This is a genomic window from Micromonospora sp. B9E7 (assembly GCF_039871815.1).
Lineage (GTDB): Bacteria > Actinomycetota > Actinomycetes > Mycobacteriales > Micromonosporaceae > Micromonospora.
Map to the genome: position 1 here is coordinate 169,185 of NZ_JBDPLX010000012.1, position 18,156 is coordinate 187,340.

Genomic DNA, 18,156 nt, shown 5'->3' on the forward strand with positions numbered 1-18,156 from the left:
TGGGCTACGCCCACAGTTTCAACATTCGCGAGACTCGTCATTGCGTCGTCCTGCTCAACAGATACACACCGTTTCTCCCCCCACTCGACACCGATGACCATTGCGGGATGATTTCGACCGCGCTCCCCTCCTGCAGGATTAGCGCTTTCGCTCTGCGGTGCTGTAACAAGTTTGTTGAGTTGGCAATAGGAGGGTCAAGGAACAACCGGCGGTAAGAAGCTGCATGGCAGCTTTCCCACGAATGGCAGGGCCGCCTCGTCGAAGGATCGCCGCTGGTAGCGGGCGGTCGGCCGAGCCGCCATCCGCGGTCACCGCCGCAGGTGGGCGAGCGCGGCGAGCGTCATCGCCGAGATGCCGGTCGGCAGGGCCAGCGCCACGTGCGGGGCGAACGCGGGAGAGTGGTTGGCGGGCACCGGGACCGTCGCGGCCGCCGACCATTGGCGAGGGCTGGTGACGCCCAGCAGCCAGTAGACCGTCGGTATGCCCGAATGGCCGTGCACATCGCTGCCCTCGTCGCCGAAGAGCGGGAAATCCTCGGTCGCCATCGCTCGTGGCCAGGACGCGATCCGCGAGGCGCCAAAGGCGGCCTCGTGCGCCGCGCGGACCACGGCGGTCGCCGTGGCATCCGGCAGGTTCACCGGCGAGGAGGAGACCGTACGGATCTCGGGATCGGAGTCCGCTCCGGAGGCCGCGCACTCGGCCCTGACAATCCGGGTGACCGCCGCGACCACCCGGTCCAGGGTGGCGGTGGCGAACGCGCGGATCGTCAACCCGATGACGGCCTCGGCGGGGATGACGTTGCCCGTCTCGCCGGCTCGCAGCGAGCCGACGGTGAGCACGACCTGCTCAGCCGGGTCCACCTCCCGGGACACGACCGTCTGCAGTCGGAGCACGACGGCCGCGGCGATGACCACGGGGTCGATGGTGAGGTGCGGCGTCGCCGCGTGACCGCCCCGACCGAGGATCGTGATCTCCAGGGAGACGCTGCCGGCCATCACCGGGCCGGCGCCGAACGCCAGCATCCCCGCCGGAAAGGGCGCGCTGTGCTGGGCGAGGACGACATCGGGTCGACCGGTCAGGTCGTACAGGCCCGCCGCCAGCATGGCGCGGGCCCCCTCCAGGGTCTCCTCAGCGGGTTGCCCGACGATGCCGAGCGTCCCACTCCATTGCTCGCGGTCGGCGGCCAGCACGGTGGCGGCCCCGGCCAGACAGGCGAGGTGCAGGTCATGCCCGCAGGCATGCATCACCGGCACCCCCCGACCGTGCGGCCCGGCGGCCACCTTCCCGCTCGCGTACGGCAGGCGGGTCTCCTCCTTGACCGGCAGCGCGTCGAGTTCGGCGCGGAGAAGAACTGTCGGGCCGACGCCGTTACGCAGGACGCCCACCACGCCGTGGCCCCCGACCTCGGTGGACACTCGATAGCCGGCACGGCGTAGCCGCTCGGCGAACTTGGCTGCCGTCCGCGCTTCCGCGCCAGACAGCTCGGGATGGGCATGCAGGTCGGTGTAGAAGGCGGCGGCCTCCCGTGAGGCGACGCTCGGGCCAGACAGGGGCGCAGAGGCTGATTTCATCCAGACGTCCTTTCAGTACCGGCGTTTCCCGGGAACGTCGCCGAAAGAAGGTGACCACTTCCTGCCCTGTACGGAAAGAATTTCCCCAAACGAGTCGCGCCATCGGCGGACGAGCGGAATTGCAGTGGTCGAACGGATCTTGCATCAGCGCATGGCGGCTGATAACTTGCGGGTATTTCCATATGTTGAGCTGTCGGGGTGGTGAGGTGACCCGGTGAAGGCTGAGGACCACCGACAGGGAAACCGGCCAGAGGGCACAATCACTGTTGAAGCGGCCAATCTCTACCAGTGGATTCTGCAGCGGGGCCAGGTATCCAGTGGAGAGCTGGAGGACGCGACGACCGCCCTTGGGCAGTCCCCGGAGGAGTTGGCCGAGGCCCTGGCCTCGCTGCTGGCCCTGCGGCTGCTGCGGCACGCGCCCGACGAGCCCGACGTGCTGGTGGCGAACAGCCCGGATTCAGCCGTCGCGGAGCTCGTGGCCCCCCTGGAGTTCGAGGTACGTCAGCGCCAGCGCCGGATGGAGGAGCTGGAGGCGACCCTGCTGGCCTTCAACCCGATTTACTTCAACACCCGACAAGTCCGCAATCGGCGTGAAGCCATCGACATCATCGACGAGGTGGACCGGGTACGCGCCACTCTCGCCGGGATCGCCCGACGGTGCTCGGTCGAGGTCTTCAGCGCCCATCCGGGGGTGCTATCGGACGGCGCCATCGAGGAATCCCTGCCGAAGGACCTCGCGATGCTGGCACGCGGGATTCGTATAAGAACAGTCCACCAACATCCGGTTCGGGTCCATCCGCGCATGCGCCCTTTCCTCAAAGAACTCGTCGATGCGGGCTGCGATGTGCGCACCCGAGAAGAAATCACCGACCGGATAATCATCTTCGACCGTGAGATTGCGGTCATTCCCAACATGCTCGCGAGCGGTGCGGTCGTCCTACGGGAGCCGTCCGTGGTGGATTACCTGTACCGTTCGCTGGAGCAGGCTTGGGCGTCGGCCCTGCCCTTCGACGACGAATCCACGCCAAACGGCGGCTACGGAGTGGCCGGCGACGACCTGAAACGGGCGGTGCTGCACCTGCTGGCGGCCGGCCGGAAAGATGAGTTCATCGCTCGCAAGTTGAGCATTTCGGTGCGCACCTGCCGGCGGCACATCGCAGAAATCATGCATGACCTAAGTGCGGAGAGCCGGTTCCAGGCCGGGGTGCTCGCGCGGCAGCGCGGGCTATTGGACGATCTCACCGAGGCGGGGTGAGAACGGCCGCACCAGTCAGTCCCAACCCGTGGAGTTCCCGCCGCAGAGAATCCGCATCTCGCTCCCCCTTTCGGTGGCGATCATTGCCGGCCGTGTCAGCTGCCATACCCAAATTCTGCAGGGGCCAGGCGGCGGCGAACAGCCGCAGGAAGCTGCGTGACATGTTGTTCCGTGTCCGGTTGTCGGCATGCCCGTTGGCTCCGCGCCAACGGCATCACCCGGTCAGTACGCCGACGGTGGCCGGCGTTCGCGGTGCCTGCAGAGGTCAGGTGACGGGCTCAGTCGAGTACCGACTCACCACTCGGGTAGGCGAACGACGCGCGCGGTGAGTAGAAGCCGCAGACGATTTCCAGCGGATCGGCCGGACGCAGCGCGTACACCGGGTGGTCGGGTTCGAGGAACTCCAGCGACTCGACCTCGAACGGGTCGACCGGCTCCGCCACGAACGGATAGTTGCCGAAGTCGCCCTGCCCGTAGGCGAATCCCGGCAGGGCTCCAGATCTCGGCGTTGGGGCCGCCGCCGTTGCGCGCCTTGACGAGCAGGATGCTGCCGTCGGGCAGCGGCTGCACGAACGAGGGTTCGAAGCAGCCGTCGAGTCGAACGGACCGGACCGGACCGGTTGGCGGGCGCCGTCGTGGACCGTGACGAGATGCTGCCCCGACCCTGTGGATTCCGAGAATCCCGTCCGTGCTGTTCAGGCGGCGTTCTCGTATTCGTGGAGGAGGCCACGGAGTCGGTCGTGTCGGTGGATGCGCAGGCGTGTCAGGCGTTGCGGGGTCGGTGATCGGTTCGGGCAACAACGATCATCGATACTCAAGGGACTCGCAACCGTGCACGAGGTCGTAAGAGACGTCTCGTAACTCGCAGCACGGATGGCGGTCGGGTGCGATCCCCAGGTCATGAGAGGCCCGACGCAGGATGACGCCGAGGTGACGCACATGCAGCAGGTCACCGCGTTGGCCAGGGACCTCGTCGCCACGGACGAACCCTACGAGGTCGGGCTAGAAATTCACGGGGTGTCTGCGCATGCGTCGATGGAGGTGGAGCCAGCAGGCCTCGTGTACCTCATCTGGGGCGAACTTACCGACTGGGTGGAACTCAAGCCTGACGAGAATGAGCAGGCCGCAGCTGAGATGTTCCGGGCTGCGCGGGAGTGGTTGTCGCTGGACCTTGCCGATCGCGAGGGCGTGGCCAGGTATCTGAACTACTGGGTGTACGACGTATGCGGCTAGGCCAGGCCGGCAGGCTCGGGCGCTGACTGGGGTAAGAGAGCTTTCCGAATGCCTCGTAACCCCGGTGTCTGTCTGTCGAGGACGCTCGGTCAACATGCCAGGGTGCAGGTGATCGCCGCGGCTCGCCCGGCTTGGATCTTCCCTTTCACCGGGCTGCAGCCCGCCCAGTTCCACAAGCTGGCCCGCATGGTCGTTGAGCGTGACGGTGACGCGATCACTGACGGGCGGCCGGGCCGAGGAGCTGTGCCAGCGAATCACGCGCATCCACGGCCGGCAGCAGCGACCCTACGCCGTGCGGCGCACCCTGCGCCGATTGCAGGAACGCCTCGCGGACCTCGGCGATGCCGAACCGTCCCAGTCGACCCGCCGCGTCGCCGAACAGCAGCTCCGACCGGTCGCCCCGGCCAGCGGAGGCCGGCCATGAACGACAGCCAGCTCCAGCGGATGCCATGGGCCGTGCGGGCGACGCTAGCACTCGGCGTGGCCGCCTCGGTCACCGCGAACATCCTGCACGCGCAAGCGAACCCGATCTCGCAGGCCATCGCGGCGTGGCCACCGTTGGCACTCCTGATCACCGTCGAGCTGGTCACCCGGTGCCCGTGCACCGGCGTTCACTCGGCGTCATCCGAGTCGTCGCCGCCTCGGCTGTCGCCGCCATCGCCGCGTGGATCAGCTATCGCCACATGGTCGTAGTGGCCGCCCGGTACGGCGAGACCGGCACCCTGCCCTACCTCCTATCGCTCTCCGTGGACGGGCTGATCGTCGCGTCGGTATCGCTCGTGGAACTCGCCGCCCGCCGCTGCAAGCTGAACGCCAACCGCACGCCGTGCTAGCCGAGGCACCAGCGGCACCGTCACCGGCCGAGCGCACCGCAGCGGCACCTGTCGAGCCCTCGCCCGCAACAACGAATCCCACCACCCGCTCGGAGACCGCTAACCGAGCCCTCTCCCGTCGATGTCGACAGGTCGCGTCTTGATAAGGCTCCTGACACCGCCGAACGCCCGGAAGGCGACCACGAATCAGATACCAATGAGACTGGTCATGATCTCGACACGGAGTCTCACGATGACGACTCGTCCGACGATGCGGACGCCGGTATATTCGCCGGCGTGACCGCGCCCTTACCCAGCACCGCCAACCAGGTTCCCCCGAACGCGTCACGCTCCGTCGTGATCGGTGATCGGCCGCACGTTTTGCGCCCAGTCTGGCTGCTGATCGGGCCGACACTCTCTGCGTCACTAGGCGCCTTCTTGCTCGCCGTCACCATCGGGCCGCAATGGGTTGCGATCCAGCAGGACATGGATCTGCCGACCTCGGCAGTCCTCTGGATCTTCGTCGCTTACCTGCTGCCGGCGGTACTGGCGGTTGCGGTCGGCGCTCTCGTCGGTCGGCGGTGGCCGACTGCCGTCGCGTTGTCCGCGATCGCGATGCTGGTTCCCGGGTCGCTGCTGACCGCGCTGGCCTCGGGGGAGGCTCTGCTGCTACTCGGCCGCGCGGTGACGGGGTTCGGGGCCGGTTTGGCGTGGGGCGTCACGGCGATGCTGGTGGCGCAGATGGGAGCACGACGCGTGTGGGTAATGCCCCTCGTCGCCGCCGTGGTGGTGCTGGCCCTGGGTCTCGGGCCCGTGGCGGGGGTGCTTGTGGGGCGGGCGGTCGGTTGGCGGTGGCCTTTCATGCTGGCCGTGCCCTTTGGGGTGGTGGCGTTGCTGGCCACCGTGGTGAGCGGGATCGCCGTGCTGATACAGCGCGCGTCCCTGCCGGTTCAGCCTCAGGCCACGTCCGGTCAGACCGTGACCGCGTCGACAGGCGGGCCAAGTGATCCCCGGATAGCGCATGAACGTGGCAAGACGGCCGAGCTGCTGCTGGTGACCGTCGGCGGCGTCCAGCAGGTGACGACACCCTTCTTCGGGATGGATCTCGTGCAGGAGGTGGCCCGACTGCTCGGCTCGGAGAACATCCGATCCACCAGGCTCGGCACCGACCTGACCTTGTGGCACGCCGAGGACAGCCCTGGCCGGGCCCAAGAGCAGCCCAACCCCGCAGCGAGCCTGCTCGCGACCGAGCATGGCTTGCCGCAGGTCACCGGCCCCGCCGTTATCACCGGCCCAATCTTGCACGGCAGCCCTTACCCCCTGGACGCCGATGAGGCCGACCGGATCGCCACCCGCCTGCGCGGATAGCGGTGCGCTGTCGGCGAGCTGTCGACAGCAGACACCGGAGGCTCCCCGCAGTGACACATCCCAACCGCAAAGGGCGACGCTCCACCCCTCGAACAGAGATCAGCTACCGCCCGTCGGCGTCCGCCCGCGGGCTGCGCGGGTAGACCTACACCATCGGCGTGATGCTGCCCGATCTCCGCAACCCATTCTTCGCCGAGTCCTCGACGGCATCAGTGCTCAGCTGGACGGAACCGACTACCAGGACCGCCTTCAGCTCGGGCACGCACCTGTAGGTCGTGCTCATGCTGACACCGAGGAGCGTGTGACGAGTGGCGGACGCCGCTCCGCCATCACGACCTGAGTGCGGCGAAGAGGTCCGGGATCAGCGCAGCGTTGGGGTGGCTCAAAGGCACGGTCAGCACTGGCTTCTCGACGCCTACCTGATGGATCCATATCATGCCGTTGCGCAGGGATGCAGGGCTGATCGACGCCCAGGGCAGAGAGAAACCCGGCTTCGCACACGCGATGCCGTCCCGGCTCACCTCCACGCTACCGCCGACCGTGACGGTCTCACCACGGCGAACCTGGCTGACCAGCCCGCTGAGCAACCGGGGCTCCAGGTACTGCCTGGCCAGGTTTACCAGGAACGTCCACTCCTGCGGCTGTTCCGCTCGGCGGCCTCCTTTCGAGAGGCTCACGGCGACCTTCGGCCCGCCGTAGTACGGGTAACGCCCCACCTGGAAGTCCCACCTGTTGTCGTAGAAAGTGGGGAACATGAAGCGTTTTTCGGCTACCTGGATCGACGAATAGCTGACCCACTCCACCTGGTCGAGCGCGATCGATTTCCTACCGTAGGTGATCACCTGTGGGTCGGCGTGAAGACGTGTCCAGCCGATGGTGGTGTCGAGGACCGGAACCCCGCCGGGCCGCGGCGGCCCCGCGGACGGCATCGGGCCTTGTGGGGGCGTTGATGTGGAGGACGCGTTCCGGGGGCTAGGGGCTACCACGTCGGGTCGCGGGGCCGGCGCCTGTCGCGTCGGTGGTGGCGTGGGCTGGTCCTGCCGAACGTCGGGCCTTCGCGTCGCCGCACCAGTCTCTCGCGGTGCCGTACGGGGTGCAGGACCGAACTCGGCGGCACCGGCCGTGTATTCGGAGAGCCATGCCGGCGTGTGGGCGCGTGGGTAGGCGGCCAGGTCCTCCCGGTAGTGCTCGGGGGCCAGCAGATGGTCGTCCGGGAAGGGCCGATCGCCGTAGTCGTAGTCCGTGGTCATCTGGGCGCCTGTTCCAGCGCTGTCGCTGACGGTGAGCAGCAGGCGCCACCACGGCCCGGCCGGCATCCGTGCGGCGAGATGCCGCTGCCGGCGGACCAGCACGGCTATCTGCTCGGGTACCCGAACCTCGATGCTCCGACTATCGGACCAGAACCGCAGCTGGGCAACCTCGCCGGACACCGTGAAGGAGAAGACCGCCGCGAAGCGGTCCCACCCCGGCGGACCGAGCAGGGCCAACTGCTGTGCGATCGGGCCGAGCAGCGCCGACGCCCTGGCCGCGATCACCTCAGTGGGGGTGTCGATGGTGAACGAGGCGATGCCTGCGGAGCCTCCCGACGCGGAGTCAAGCCGCATGACCTCGTCCCTGAGGTCGGCCATGAACCCTTCCCCGGCCGGCCGGCGGCGCACGTACGCCTCCTCGGCGCTGAACATCTCCTCCGCCTGCCGCGCAGGGATCGAGCTCGATATCTCCTTCACCCGCCCCGCATCGCTCACCAGGAAAACCGACCTGCCCACCGGCATGTCCAGAAAAGCCATCGGATCGCTGTGGTCGACGTCCACCGGCGCGTACACGCTCCAGCCCGCTTCGAAGCGATCCGCCACAAGCCCCTGGGTGGGGTAGCCCAGGCGGCGTGCCCGGATCCGCTCCACGACAAGCAAGACGGCCCGTGCCGGGGCCATCCGCTCGCCTTGCAGCGTCGAGGCGTGGTCGAGAGGGTGGTCGGCCCGGCCACCGGTTCTGGCCGACGACGGGCCGCGGTAATGCTGCACGAGGTCAAACCAGAGGCACACCTCCTCGGCGGTCTCGATGTTGACACCGGCCGCGATCACCGACCAGGAGCCGCTGACGTCCCGCCCGTAGAGGGTGATGTGGGCGCGTTCATCGCAGACCGACACGTAGTTCGTCCGATAGCTGTCGCCGAATTCGGTGGCTTCTCCGAGGGTGGGCGCTGTGGAGGCGACACGTTCGCCGAGCCGTTCGCCACCGGCGTCGGAGGCAGCCATCGTGTAGCGGGTCATCGATCCTGCTCCTGTCGCGACTAGCGGGTGGGGGGCGGGATCACCTGCCGCACCAGTAGCTGACAATGTCGGCTTGCCGGTGGGGAGTGCCCCAGTACCCAGTGCAGACCTTGCCACAGCGACGAGTTGGCTGAAATGGGCGAGGCGAGGGGCGGCCGGCACCCTCAGAGGGCGTTTTAATCAGGTCCGGGATGGGTTGGTCCGGTTTGGTCGGTCGAGTGCCCGGCCGCTCGGGCGACCAGCCACCACCTCCCACGACAAACGTCAGGAGACAGCCTGCCCGAAAGATCCCCGGAACCAGCGGATTACACGAGCAACGTTCAAAGACGAGGCACTAGGAATGAAAACTGCGAAGTCGATCTCTAACGCCGCAGGTCAAGAAGTCTGCTCCCCGCACACGTGGGGGTGATCCCCGCCGCGACGGCATCGCCTTCTGACCGCCGGACTGCTCCCCGCGCACGTGGGGGTGATCCGGCTGAGCAGGGGCCGGCGCTACCCGGTGGCTCTGCTCCCCGCGCAAGCGGGGGTGATCCCTCCTCGGCGACCTTGCGCTGCCGGCGCTCGTTCTGCTCCCCGCGCAACGCAGGGGTGATCCCACGGAGTCGCCGTCGCTGCGGGTCAGCTCCAATCGATCCCCGCGCAGCGGGGGTTTCCCTCCACGGTCAGCTTGCCGACGCCGGTGTTTCTGGTCCCACGCACGTGGGGATGATCCCTACCCACAGCTGGTCACTGACCCGGTGATCGTCCGTGTCACTTCCGCAGCAACGGCTGAGTTGGCGCTCCGCCACTGCCCGATGTGCGGCCACCCGAGGGCTTCTCCTCGCGCACAGTGAGTGTCGGCTCGAGCTCAACAGCCGTGGGTATTTCGCTCGCCCGGACTCCTTAGCCGCGTACGGCAGCAGCAAATTGGCTTCGCGTTCTTGCGCGCCGCGGATGGTCGATCGAGCGGCGGACAAGCGCGGAACAGCCCCGTCGTATCCGCCTACTACCAGCAGCAACGCGGCGTCCCGTCCCAGCGGCAGCGTGTCGACGCGCAGTTTACCGCGACGATCACGCGGGTGCATGCGATGTCGAAGGGCACCTACGGGGCACCGCGGGTCCACGCCGACCTCGCCGACGCCGGGCTGCGACACGGCCGTAAACGCGTCGCCCGGCTGATGCGGTGCGCCGGGCTGGCCGGCAAGAGTCCACGCCGATGGCGAACGACCACCGTGCCCGACCCGAACGCCGGCAGGCGACCTGACCTGGTCAACCGTGACTTCGGCACCGACCCGGCTGGGATCGACACCCGCTGGTGCGGCGACATCACCTACATCAACACCTGGCAAGGTTGGCTGTATCTGGCCACCGTCATCGACCTGGCTCGCGCCGGGTCGTGGGCTGGGCGGTCGCCGAGCACCTACGCACCGACCTGGATCGACGCCGCGCTCACCGATGCCCTCGTGCGGCGCCGGCCGGCGTCCGGGCTGGTGTTCCACTCCGACCGCGGCTGTCAATACACCAGCGACCAGCACGCCCGCCTCGCCGCTGCCGACGGCATCCGACTATCCGTCGGCCGGCGCGGGCAGTGCTGGGACAACGCGGTCGCCGAGTCGTTCTTCGCCACCATCAGAACCGAACTGCTACACCGTCAGCCCTGGCCCACCCATGGCGCTGCCCCGTCAGGCAATATTCGAGTACATCGAGGGCTGGTACAACACCCGCCGCCGACACTCCACCCTCGGCTACCTCAGCCCCGCCGCGTTCGAGGCCACCGATCTGCACCGGCTACCGACAAGCCGAGCAGCCTGAATAGGATCAACACATCGACCCTGTCCGTCAAAACGGGTCAAGCCCAACGCCTGCTGACCGAACCTGTGGCAGCCCTTCCGCTGTCAGCGCAACCGTCAGCGGAACCTCACGCGACGGTGCGCTCTCGATGCTGTCCCGCAACGACCGGTGCACAGGGCACTCGCACGACGGATGCAGCGGATCCGGACACCGAGCAAGAGCAGCGTTCAACTGTTGAACCCCGTCAACGGCGACCGGCCACGACCAGTCCATGTCCCACGGCTCCTCCCTGGGCTGGTGGAAACAATCATGATCGAAGTACACGAGAAGCCCGGCCCCACACAATGGACAAGCGGACAGGCTGGTCCAGCGGTAGTTGACCTGGTGCCCGGGAGTACCGTGCGGCACGCCCAACTGCCGATACGAACAACGGTGCGCTGGTCCACTCGACAGGCGACGCAGATACGCATGGCTAACCATCCTCTGCCATCTGGCGACATCCACAGCAGAGATCGACGCAATCACGGACGCCGTCAACCAGCGACGCGCAAGCGTGCCAAGGGAGGCCACGCCGCTGAGCTTTCGCGTGTCGATGAGGCGTCAGAGGTGCAGCAGGCAGCGCGGGTTGGCGTCGAGTGTGGAAAAGAAGCTGGGGACACTGTGCCAGCCGATCGCGAACGAGCCGAGCGCGGGTGACCAGGCGCCGTACGCGCGACTGGCGTTTCGTACCCGCTGGGCGATGCCCGCGTCGGTCGGGACGTCCCAGGACTCACTGACCTGGCTGAGCCGGGGGTCCGACCAGTACGGCGGCAGAATGTACTGCCGCAGGTCGCCGAACCGGTTCGGATTGCCATCGTGCAGCGCACGGGCGGCGCGGCCGGCGGCGATATGGTCCGGGTGGTTGTCGACGATGTGCGAGTGCGTCTTGATCCGCACCGGACCACCGGGCGCGATCCGGTCGGCGACGGCGACGATCGCCGCCTCCGCGTCGGCCTGCGTGATCGCCCCGTCCTGCAACCCGGCCTCGTGCAGGGTAAGCGTCCCCACCGTGCCAGCCGCCAGACACCGTACGGCGGCGGTCCCCTCGGCGATCCGAGCCGCTCCGAACTCATCCACCCCCAGCGGTTGATAGCCCTCCGCGGCGGGATCGTGCGCGACGCCCCACCAGGCCGACAACGCGGTGCCATTGAGCTGGTCACGAGCGCCCGACGCCGTCCCCCTCGACAGCCACAGCACGTGCACGTCCTGCCCGGCCGCCAGATGCTCGGCGAGAGCGACGCCCATCCCCAGGACCTCGTCATCCGGATGGGCCACGGCGAACAGGGCAGGAAATAACGCGAAGGCCCCGGCCGCGGAGCCTACGAAACCGGTCACGGCCACGCCTGCGGCGCCAGCGAGTACGTGTCGACGAGAAACCCCAGTCACCGTTCCCACCTACGTCAGAAGCGAACTGGCCGTCACCATAACGCGCACCCGCCATGACCAGCGTCCAAGTTGAGGCGCGATCGCTTCAGCACACTGCCCTGCGGCCGAAGAAGTTCGGCGGCCACATCGACGCCGCGCAACTCGACGGACGCCACCAATCGAACCCCGCGAGCTGCGATGGCACGGGCAAGATCGGCACGCGCGGCCTGATCCCTTGGGAGATAGATGAGTATCCGCTACCGGCCACCGCCGTGCGCGAAAGGCTGTACGGCCCTGTGGTGAGCGGGTCGCAGTCGTGACCGACGATCACGGTGCAGTCGGTGAGCCGGGCGCCGATAAACCCGGATCGTGACGGCAAGCCCCAGCGGCCTCGGCTGACGCCGACGCCGACGCCGACACCCAGCCCAGCCCAGCCCAGCGACCGATAGCCTTAAACCCTTCCAACCCGCTTCCCACGGCCCCGGCCGTCACCGGCCGGCTTCTCGAAAGCCGCGCCTTACCAAGGCATGACAGGCTGTTCGGCCTGGGCACTGCGCAACACCCTGCGCGTCGCCCGAGCCGGATCTCGTAGCCGGCGGGGGTGCGGGCACCGGCCGCTGGCACGTACGTCATCGACATGACGCTCCCCCGGCACAGTGGCATCGCGTCCCGGTAGCTGCCGCAGGAGCCCCTGCTCGCCGCCGTCCTGACGCGGCAGACGGACCGTGAAGCTCCGCTTCCTGATGAATGTGTGCACCCGCCGCCGGGGCCGTTAGGCTTGGCTCGTGATCCGCGCTGTGATTGTGGACGTCGACGACACCCTGTGCCTCACTCAGGCCGCCTCGTTCGCATTGGAGAATGAAGTCCTGGCGGAGATGGGTCGGCCCCCCATGCAACGGGAGGTGCATCTATCCACCTGGGGCGAACCGCTTCTGGACGCCATGCCCCGACGGTCACCCGGCCTGGACCTGGCCCAGTTCTCGGCGCTCTATCAGACCGCGCTGGAAGGGTACATCGCCGACGGCCGCCTGGATCTGATTCCACCGGAGAACCTGCGTGCGCTGGACGAATTCGTGATGACCGGCCGGTCGGTGTTTCTGCTGACGTCGCGGACCGAGGACGAGGTTCGGCACATGCTGGAGCCGGATCATGTCTTGACCGAGCGGGTCAGTGGCATCTACCACGCCGGCAACACGCGTTTCCGTAAGCCGGATCCGCGCGCCTTCGATGAATTGTTGGCAGCGACCGACATACCGCCCGGTCAGTGCGTTTACGTCGGGGATTCACCGGGTGACGCACTAGCCGCCGGCGGTGCCGGCATGCACTTCGTCGGCTGCCTGCAGAGCGGGGTCCGGAGTCCGGCGGACTTCGATTCCCGCTACGTCGACGCCTTCATCGACGCTTTTCCCGACATCGTCGACGCGGTCAAGCAGCTCGACCAGCATTCACTGCCGACGTCTGCTGGCTAGCGCGCCGTCGAGCACCCGGTCGTCCGTCAGATGCTGACCGGGCGAGCGAGGTCGCCCGGATCACCAGCCGGGGTCGGATCACTTTAGGAGTAGCGCCGGGATGCCATCGCGGACCGGAAAGGCCAGCCCACAGCGGTCGCAGCGCAGTTCCTCGCTCTCCGCTGAGTAGCTGAGGTCACCGCGGTCCGCGGGACAGCACAGGATTTCGAGAAGCTCCTGATCGACGTTCACGATTCCTCCCAGGGCCGCCACACGTCGCGATGGCATGCCGAACGGACGACACGCTTCCGGACAGGGGCCGCCCAATGCTCGGTGGTGGTCAGCGCCGCAGGGGCCAAGGTAGCGGGAGTTGAATGGCTTGTCTAGTTGTCGCGTTCCCCAGCCAGCCGATAACCAATGGCCGCGCGAATCAGCTTCCGCCTTTGCGATCACCCGAAATTTTCGAATGCGGGAATCCCATCTCGCACCCTAGCGATCCGCATCGGCGTTGACCGACATCAATCACGACGCTAGGGTTGACTGCGGTGAAAGTTCCGCGACGGGTCTGGCCTTAAAGGCGCACACTCCGTGTCCGGGATGCACGACGATGATCGGGGGAACCGTATGCCGGAAAGCCGATTGAACCGTCCGCTGAAGTACGCGCTTTCTGTTCCTCCTCACGGCGACTACGGTGATCCGCAATTCCTGGTAACTCTCGCCAAAGAAGCCGAGGACGCTGGCTGGGACGGCTTCTTCCTGTGGGATCATCTTGCTTTCATGCGCGGATTCGATGGCCCTATCGTGGATCCCTGGATAAGCCTCGCCGCGATTGCCGCATCGACCACCCGCATACGGCTCGGGCCTATGGTGACACCTCTGGCGCGACGACGGCCCTGGAAGGTCGCCCGGGAGACCGTCACCCTCGACCACCTGTCGCAGGGACGACTCATCCTCGGTGTCGGGCTCGGGTATCCGGCCGATTCGGAGTTCGAGGACTTCGGCGAGGACGGGGACGAACGCGTTCGCGCCGAGAAACTCGACGAGGCCCTGGATGTCATCGAGGGGTTGTGGTCGGGGAAATCGTTCAGCTACGCGGGTCGCCACTTCCAGGTTCGGGACTGCACCTTCCTGCCCCGGCCCGTGCAGGAGCCCCGCATCCCCATCTGGGTGGGCGGCTACTGGCCGAACCGCCAGCCCTTCCGCCGGGCCGCCCGGTGGGACGGCGTGCTGCCCGGCCGGCTCTCTCTCGAACGCCGGCGCACCTGGACCCCCACCATGATCCCCGTCGACCATTACCGAGAAATGGCCTCCTTCGTCTCCGATCGGCGGACGAGCGACGCCCATTTCGACTTCGCCATCGGCGGGTACAGCGACGGCGACGGTGGGCCCGCCGACCGCGACCGGGTGCAGACGTACGCGGACGCCGGTCTGACCTGGTGGGTCGAGAACCTGCACGGTTTCCGTGGCGACCTGCCGCAGATGCGCCGCCGGATCGCCCTTGGGCCTCCCCGGCTCTGACCGGGCCCGGAACTCAGACCGCTTCTCGCCGAAATCAACCAGCCGTCAACGCTTCCACGGAGGACACCCATGCAGTCGGACATCGTTCAGGTGGGCACCGAACTGGTGTACCAGGACGACCGGGTCCGGATTTGGACGCTGGATCTTGCCCCCGGGCAGGAAACCAACATCCATCAGCACCCCTGCGACTACGTGTACGTCGTGCTGAGCCCCGGCCAGACGGAGACGGTGTGCACCGACGGCACGGTGCTTCCGGGCGACGACAAGGTCGGCGACGCCGTCTACCACGAGGCCGGGCTACCTCACCTGCTCCGCAACGTGGGTGCCACACCCTACGCGAACGTCATCGTCGAACTCGTCTCCACCAGGCGGTGACGGCGTGGGTGCGGAGAGCGTCTACCATGCGCTGGTCGACAGCGGGGTCGACCTGATCACTGCCGTCCCCGACTCGTTGCTGGCGCCCCTGCACCGTTGCGCGGCCGAGCGCGATGACATCGCGTACATCCAGGTCTGTGACGAGGCGACCGCGGTGGGCATCGCCGCCGGCGCCCGCCTCGCGGGCAGTCGAAGCCTGGTGCTGATGGAAAACTCCGGGTTGCGGCGGGCCTGCGAGACCCTGGCCCGATTCGCTCTCAGCCACCGTCTGCACACGGTCTTGCTGCTGTCCCGGCGCGGCGCTTTCGGGGAGGCCAACTGGTGGGGCCTGCCGCACGAGGAGACCATGCACCCACACCTGCGGATGCTTTCAGCAGCAACAGCGGAAGTCGACTCGGTTCACGCGTTCCCCGATCTGCTCAGGCGGGCGTACAACACACTCGACACCGGCCAACGCACCGTTGCGCTGATCGCCAACCCGCCGTTCGTCGAAGAACTGCGGAGCCGGTAGTGCGGACCTCCGAATTCATCGCCGCCCTGCTCGACCGGCTGCCGCCAGACAGCCTGCTCGTCTCCGCCCTTGGCCGCACCAGCGAGGAGTTGTACCAGCTCGCGGCACATCGCACGCTGGTCACGGACACCATGGGCGACGTCGCCGCACTCTCGACCGGTCTGGCGATCGGTGCTCGCCCGCTGCCCGTTGCGGGAGTCGACACCGACGGCAGCTTCCTGATGAACCTTTCGGTGCTGACCGCACTGGGTGCGCGACTGCCCGGCCTTGACAACCACACGCTGGTGATAGTCGATAACGGGCGCTACGAGTCGGCCGGTGGTATGCCGAGCCGCCTCGTCCAGCTCGACTGGCGCCAACTCTTCGGCGCGGTGGGTCTCACTGTGGCGAGCGTCCACGTGCCGAGCGACCTACCCGAGCGGCTGCCGACACCCGGCGTTGTCGTCGTGGGTCACGTCACCAATGACGACCCGGCCCCGTCCGCGACCAAGCCGGTCGACGGCGTGGAGTCCGCGTACCTGATCGAGAAGTACATCGCCCACCAGCGCGGTGTGGCCTACCGGCGGCCGGCGGTCAAGACATGAGACTCATCGCCACCGGCGACGCCACGGCTCTGTACGAGCACCCTCATCCGGGCCCTGCCCGCGTGCTGCTCTGCTCGACCGCGCCGTCCCGACGCCTGCTGACGGACCCGGTGGTCACCGGCAGCGCATACCGGCACCTGGTGCGTACTGCCGTGGCGGAGGCCCTGATGATGTTCCGCGCCGACAGGGCAGGCGGCGAGGTGTTGTCCGCCGACCGGATGTCGGTGGTCACCATCCTCCGGGGCGGCCTCAGCTTCGGCGTCGAGGAGGCGGTCACCACCGCCTGCGGCGCCGAGGCCGACGTCAGCTTCGTCGGCACCGAACGGTCCACGGACGCGCCGCTCAAGGTCGTGTACGAGCGCTGGGAACTCGGCGCCGACCCGATCCTCGCCGGTGACATCCTGGCCAGCGGCGGAACCATGACGGCGGTGCTGTCGCGTCTCCTGACGGCCACGACCCCTCGACGGCATCGACCCGGGGCGATCGTGCTGGTGGTGATCGGCTCGGCCGCGGGCGTCGACGCGGTCCAGCGCTGTGTCGCCGCCGTGGATCCATCCGAGCGGCCGCAGGTCACCCTCATCCTCCTGGAGGCCCTGTTCGCGCTGCCGGCACCCGACACCGTGCCCTTTCCGCGGTTCTCCTTCGACCTGCTCCGGTCTGCGGCCGGCTCGACACCGGAGTACGAGGCAGCCCGCCTGGCCTCGGTCGGAAGCCTCTTCGAACGATGCGTCATCTACGACGGCGGCGTACGGGCCTTCACCCCGTCCGCCCACGTCAACGATCGCTCCTCCTGGTGGTCGACCATCGTGGACCGGGACGTGCCGCTGTCGGCCCTCGGCAAGCACGCCGCAGGGCTGTCCGCCTACGCGCTTCCACCACCCCGATGGCGTCGACACCTACCCTGGGCGTCGCAATCCGGCGTTGACCTGGACCTCATCCACGACCTTGGCAGCCGCGCACTGCGCTATGCCGAAGGAACAGCCACCGCCGACTACGTGCACGAACGGCTCGCCAAAGGACCCCACAACGATGACGCACGAGATTGACAAGGTCGCCTGGATCCACCTCGCCGACGGACGGGTGCTCTCCACCAGGTCACACGGCCGCGAACGCTACTACCTCCCCGGCGGCAAGCGGGAGGCCGGCGAAAGCGATCTCGACACGCTGGTACGCGAAGCCAAGGAGGAACTCACGATCGACCTCGACCCCCTCACCGCCACCTTCCTCGGCGAGTTCCGCGCTCAGGCCGACGCGCACCCGGAAGGAGTCGTGGTGCGCATGCGCTGCTACGAGTCCGCCTACCAGGGTCACATCGAGGCGTCGGCGGAGATCGCCGAGGTGGCGTGGCTGACCTACGCGGACCGGCACCTGACCTCACCTGTCGACCAGATCATCTTCGACCACCTGCGCGACCAGGGACGCCTCTAGACCACAACCGCCGCGCACCGTCGGGGCGCAGGCCCCCACCTCCAAGGAGGAAACGTGACCATCGCCGAATGGCTCGAGCAGAACATCACCACGGACAAGCGGGCGCTCGACTGGTACACCGGGCCCGAGTGCGAGCCGCGCATCGTCCGCGCCTACAAGGAACTGCTCAGCGGCTACGACATCGACACCTCGAAGATCCTCAAGACGACCTGTCTGGTCGAGGACGAGCACACTGGCGTCGTCGACATTCACAACATCAACTACTTCTCGATCTGCGCGCACCACTTTCTGCCCTTTTTCGGCAAGGTGGACATCACCTACGTTCCCGGCCAACGGATCCTCGGTCTGGGCAAGTTCCCCCGGCTGGTGCAGGCATTCAGCAAGCGGTTCCAGATCCAGGAGTACCTGGTCAAGGACATCGCGACGGAGATCATGAACAGCGGTGGCGCGCGGGCTGTCCGGGTCTCCTCGACGGGCCGGCACATGTGCATGTGCAGTCGCGGCCCATCGGACCAGACGGCGATCACCGACACCTCGTACGTCGCCGGCGACACCGACCTGCTGACCGAATTCGGCGCGCCGCGCTCGGTCGTCCGGCGCGGTTGATCA

19 protein-coding genes and 2 pseudogenes are annotated in these 18,156 nt (G+C 67.5%); 16 read left to right on the plus strand and 5 right to left on the minus strand.

Annotation, left to right across the window (positions count from 1 at the left end):
- Nucleotides 1-308 precede the first annotated feature (308 nt).
- Entirely contained in the window at nucleotides 309-1,571 is a 1,263-nt protein-coding gene (locus ABGB10_RS20575; RefSeq protein WP_347662482.1) for an amidohydrolase, read from the minus strand.
- Between the two features lie 214 nt (nucleotides 1,572-1,785).
- Between ABGB10_RS20575 and ABGB10_RS20580 the strand changes: the two genes are divergently transcribed.
- The gene (locus ABGB10_RS20580) at nucleotides 1,786-2,826 is read left to right on the plus strand and encodes a helix-turn-helix transcriptional regulator (RefSeq protein ID WP_347662483.1); all 1,041 of its coding nucleotides are present in this window, start codon (nucleotides 1,786-1,788) and stop codon (nucleotides 2,824-2,826) included.
- Between the two features lie 278 nt (nucleotides 2,827-3,104).
- On the opposite strand, the gene ABGB10_RS20585 is transcribed toward ABGB10_RS20580, so the two are convergent.
- Nucleotides 3,105-3,269 carry a hypothetical protein gene (locus ABGB10_RS20585; protein ID WP_347662484.1) on the minus strand — a complete coding sequence of 55 codons (165 nt, stop codon included), beginning with the start codon at nucleotides 3,267-3,269 and terminating at the stop codon, nucleotides 3,105-3,107.
- A gap of 496 nt (nucleotides 3,270-3,765) precedes the next feature.
- On the opposite strand from ABGB10_RS20585, the gene ABGB10_RS20590 reads away from it, so the two are divergent.
- The 5 genes and pseudogenes from ABGB10_RS20590 (at nucleotide 3,766) to ABGB10_RS20610 (ending at nucleotide 6,239) form a co-directional block, all read left to right on the plus strand.
- Complete coding sequence (locus ABGB10_RS20590) at nucleotides 3,766-4,059, plus strand: hypothetical protein (RefSeq protein ID WP_347662485.1); 294 nt, start codon at nucleotides 3,766-3,768, stop codon at nucleotides 4,057-4,059.
- Nucleotides 4,060-4,161: 102 nt separating this feature from the next.
- Nucleotides 4,162-4,296 (plus strand): annotated as a pseudogene (locus ABGB10_RS20595) (IS5/IS1182 family transposase); the annotation flags it as partial.
- Nucleotides 4,295-4,483 (plus strand): annotated as a pseudogene (locus ABGB10_RS20600) (hypothetical protein); the annotation flags it as partial. The pseudogenes ABGB10_RS20595 and ABGB10_RS20600, both read left to right, overlap by 2 nt.
- Nucleotides 4,484-4,658: 175 nt before the next feature.
- Nucleotides 4,659-4,892 (plus strand): DUF2637 domain-containing protein, encoded by a 234-nt coding sequence (locus ABGB10_RS20605; RefSeq protein WP_347662486.1) that lies wholly within the window; start codon nucleotides 4,659-4,661, stop codon nucleotides 4,890-4,892.
- A gap of 276 nt (nucleotides 4,893-5,168) precedes the next feature.
- Nucleotides 5,169-6,239 carry an MFS transporter gene (locus ABGB10_RS20610; RefSeq protein ID WP_347662487.1) on the plus strand — a complete coding sequence of 357 codons (1,071 nt, stop codon included), beginning with the start codon at nucleotides 5,169-5,171 and terminating at the stop codon, nucleotides 6,237-6,239.
- A 329-nt stretch (nucleotides 6,240-6,568) separates the two neighbouring features.
- Here the strand turns inward: ABGB10_RS20610 and ABGB10_RS20615 are convergent, their stop codons facing one another.
- Entirely contained in the window at nucleotides 6,569-8,509 is a 1,941-nt protein-coding gene (locus ABGB10_RS20615; RefSeq protein ID WP_347662488.1) for a hypothetical protein, read from the minus strand.
- Between the two features lie 1,647 nt (nucleotides 8,510-10,156).
- On the opposite strand from ABGB10_RS20615, the gene ABGB10_RS20620 reads away from it, so the two are divergent.
- Nucleotides 10,157-10,300: an IS3 family transposase gene (locus ABGB10_RS20620; protein WP_347662489.1), complete on the plus strand. Its 144-nt coding sequence runs from the start codon at nucleotides 10,157-10,159 to the stop codon at nucleotides 10,298-10,300.
- Nucleotides 10,301-10,879: 579 nt separating this feature from the next.
- Here ABGB10_RS20620 and ABGB10_RS20625 read toward each other — a convergent pair.
- Entirely contained in the window at nucleotides 10,880-11,653 is a 774-nt protein-coding gene (locus ABGB10_RS20625) for a PIG-L family deacetylase (RefSeq protein ID WP_347662490.1), read from the minus strand.
- A gap of 104 nt (nucleotides 11,654-11,757) precedes the next feature.
- Here ABGB10_RS20625 and ABGB10_RS20630 point away from each other — a divergent pair, with 104 nt between their 5' ends.
- Both ABGB10_RS20630 and ABGB10_RS20635 read left to right on the plus strand, forming a co-directional pair.
- Nucleotides 11,758-12,003: a hypothetical protein gene (locus tag ABGB10_RS20630; protein ID WP_347662491.1), complete on the plus strand. Its 246-nt coding sequence runs from the start codon at nucleotides 11,758-11,760 to the stop codon at nucleotides 12,001-12,003.
- A gap of 465 nt (nucleotides 12,004-12,468) precedes the next feature.
- Entirely contained in the window at nucleotides 12,469-13,152 is a 684-nt protein-coding gene (locus ABGB10_RS20635) for an HAD hydrolase-like protein (protein ID WP_347662493.1), read from the plus strand.
- A 78-nt stretch (nucleotides 13,153-13,230) separates the two neighbouring features.
- Here the strand turns inward: ABGB10_RS20635 and ABGB10_RS20640 are convergent, their stop codons facing one another.
- Nucleotides 13,231-13,419, minus strand: a complete 189-nt coding sequence (locus tag ABGB10_RS20640; RefSeq protein WP_347662494.1) for a Trm112 family protein — start codon at nucleotides 13,417-13,419, stop codon at nucleotides 13,231-13,233.
- Nucleotides 13,420-13,728: 309 nt separating this feature from the next.
- Here ABGB10_RS20640 and ABGB10_RS20645 point away from each other — a divergent pair, with 309 nt between their 5' ends.
- From ABGB10_RS20645 to ABGB10_RS20675, 7 genes are all read left to right on the plus strand, one after another.
- The gene (locus ABGB10_RS20645) at nucleotides 13,729-14,649 is read left to right on the plus strand and encodes an LLM class flavin-dependent oxidoreductase (RefSeq protein ID WP_347662522.1); all 921 of its coding nucleotides are present in this window, start codon (nucleotides 13,729-13,731) and stop codon (nucleotides 14,647-14,649) included.
- A gap of 69 nt (nucleotides 14,650-14,718) precedes the next feature.
- Complete coding sequence (locus ABGB10_RS20650) at nucleotides 14,719-15,024, plus strand: hypothetical protein (protein WP_347662495.1); 306 nt, start codon at nucleotides 14,719-14,721, stop codon at nucleotides 15,022-15,024.
- 4 nt (nucleotides 15,025-15,028) lie between these two features.
- A complete protein-coding gene (locus ABGB10_RS20655; protein WP_347662496.1) occupies nucleotides 15,029-15,535 on the plus strand; it encodes a thiamine pyrophosphate-binding protein in 507 nt (168 codons plus the stop codon).
- The gene (locus tag ABGB10_RS20660) at nucleotides 15,535-16,119 is read left to right on the plus strand and encodes a hypothetical protein (protein ID WP_347662497.1); all 585 of its coding nucleotides are present in this window, start codon (nucleotides 15,535-15,537) and stop codon (nucleotides 16,117-16,119) included. The genes ABGB10_RS20655 and ABGB10_RS20660 overlap by 1 nt, the downstream gene beginning before the upstream one ends.
- Nucleotides 16,116-17,165, plus strand: coding sequence for a hypothetical protein (locus ABGB10_RS20665; protein WP_347662498.1), 1,050 nt, complete (start codon nucleotides 16,116-16,118; stop codon nucleotides 17,163-17,165). The genes ABGB10_RS20660 and ABGB10_RS20665 overlap by 4 nt, the downstream gene beginning before the upstream one ends.
- The gene (locus ABGB10_RS20670; RefSeq protein WP_347662499.1) at nucleotides 17,149-17,547 is read left to right on the plus strand and encodes an NUDIX domain-containing protein; all 399 of its coding nucleotides are present in this window, start codon (nucleotides 17,149-17,151) and stop codon (nucleotides 17,545-17,547) included. The genes ABGB10_RS20665 and ABGB10_RS20670 overlap by 17 nt, the downstream gene beginning before the upstream one ends.
- A 54-nt stretch (nucleotides 17,548-17,601) precedes the next feature.
- The gene (locus ABGB10_RS20675) at nucleotides 17,602-18,153 is read left to right on the plus strand and encodes a GTP cyclohydrolase I (RefSeq protein ID WP_347662500.1); all 552 of its coding nucleotides are present in this window, start codon (nucleotides 17,602-17,604) and stop codon (nucleotides 18,151-18,153) included.
- The last annotated feature ends 3 nt before the right edge of the window (nucleotides 18,154-18,156 follow it).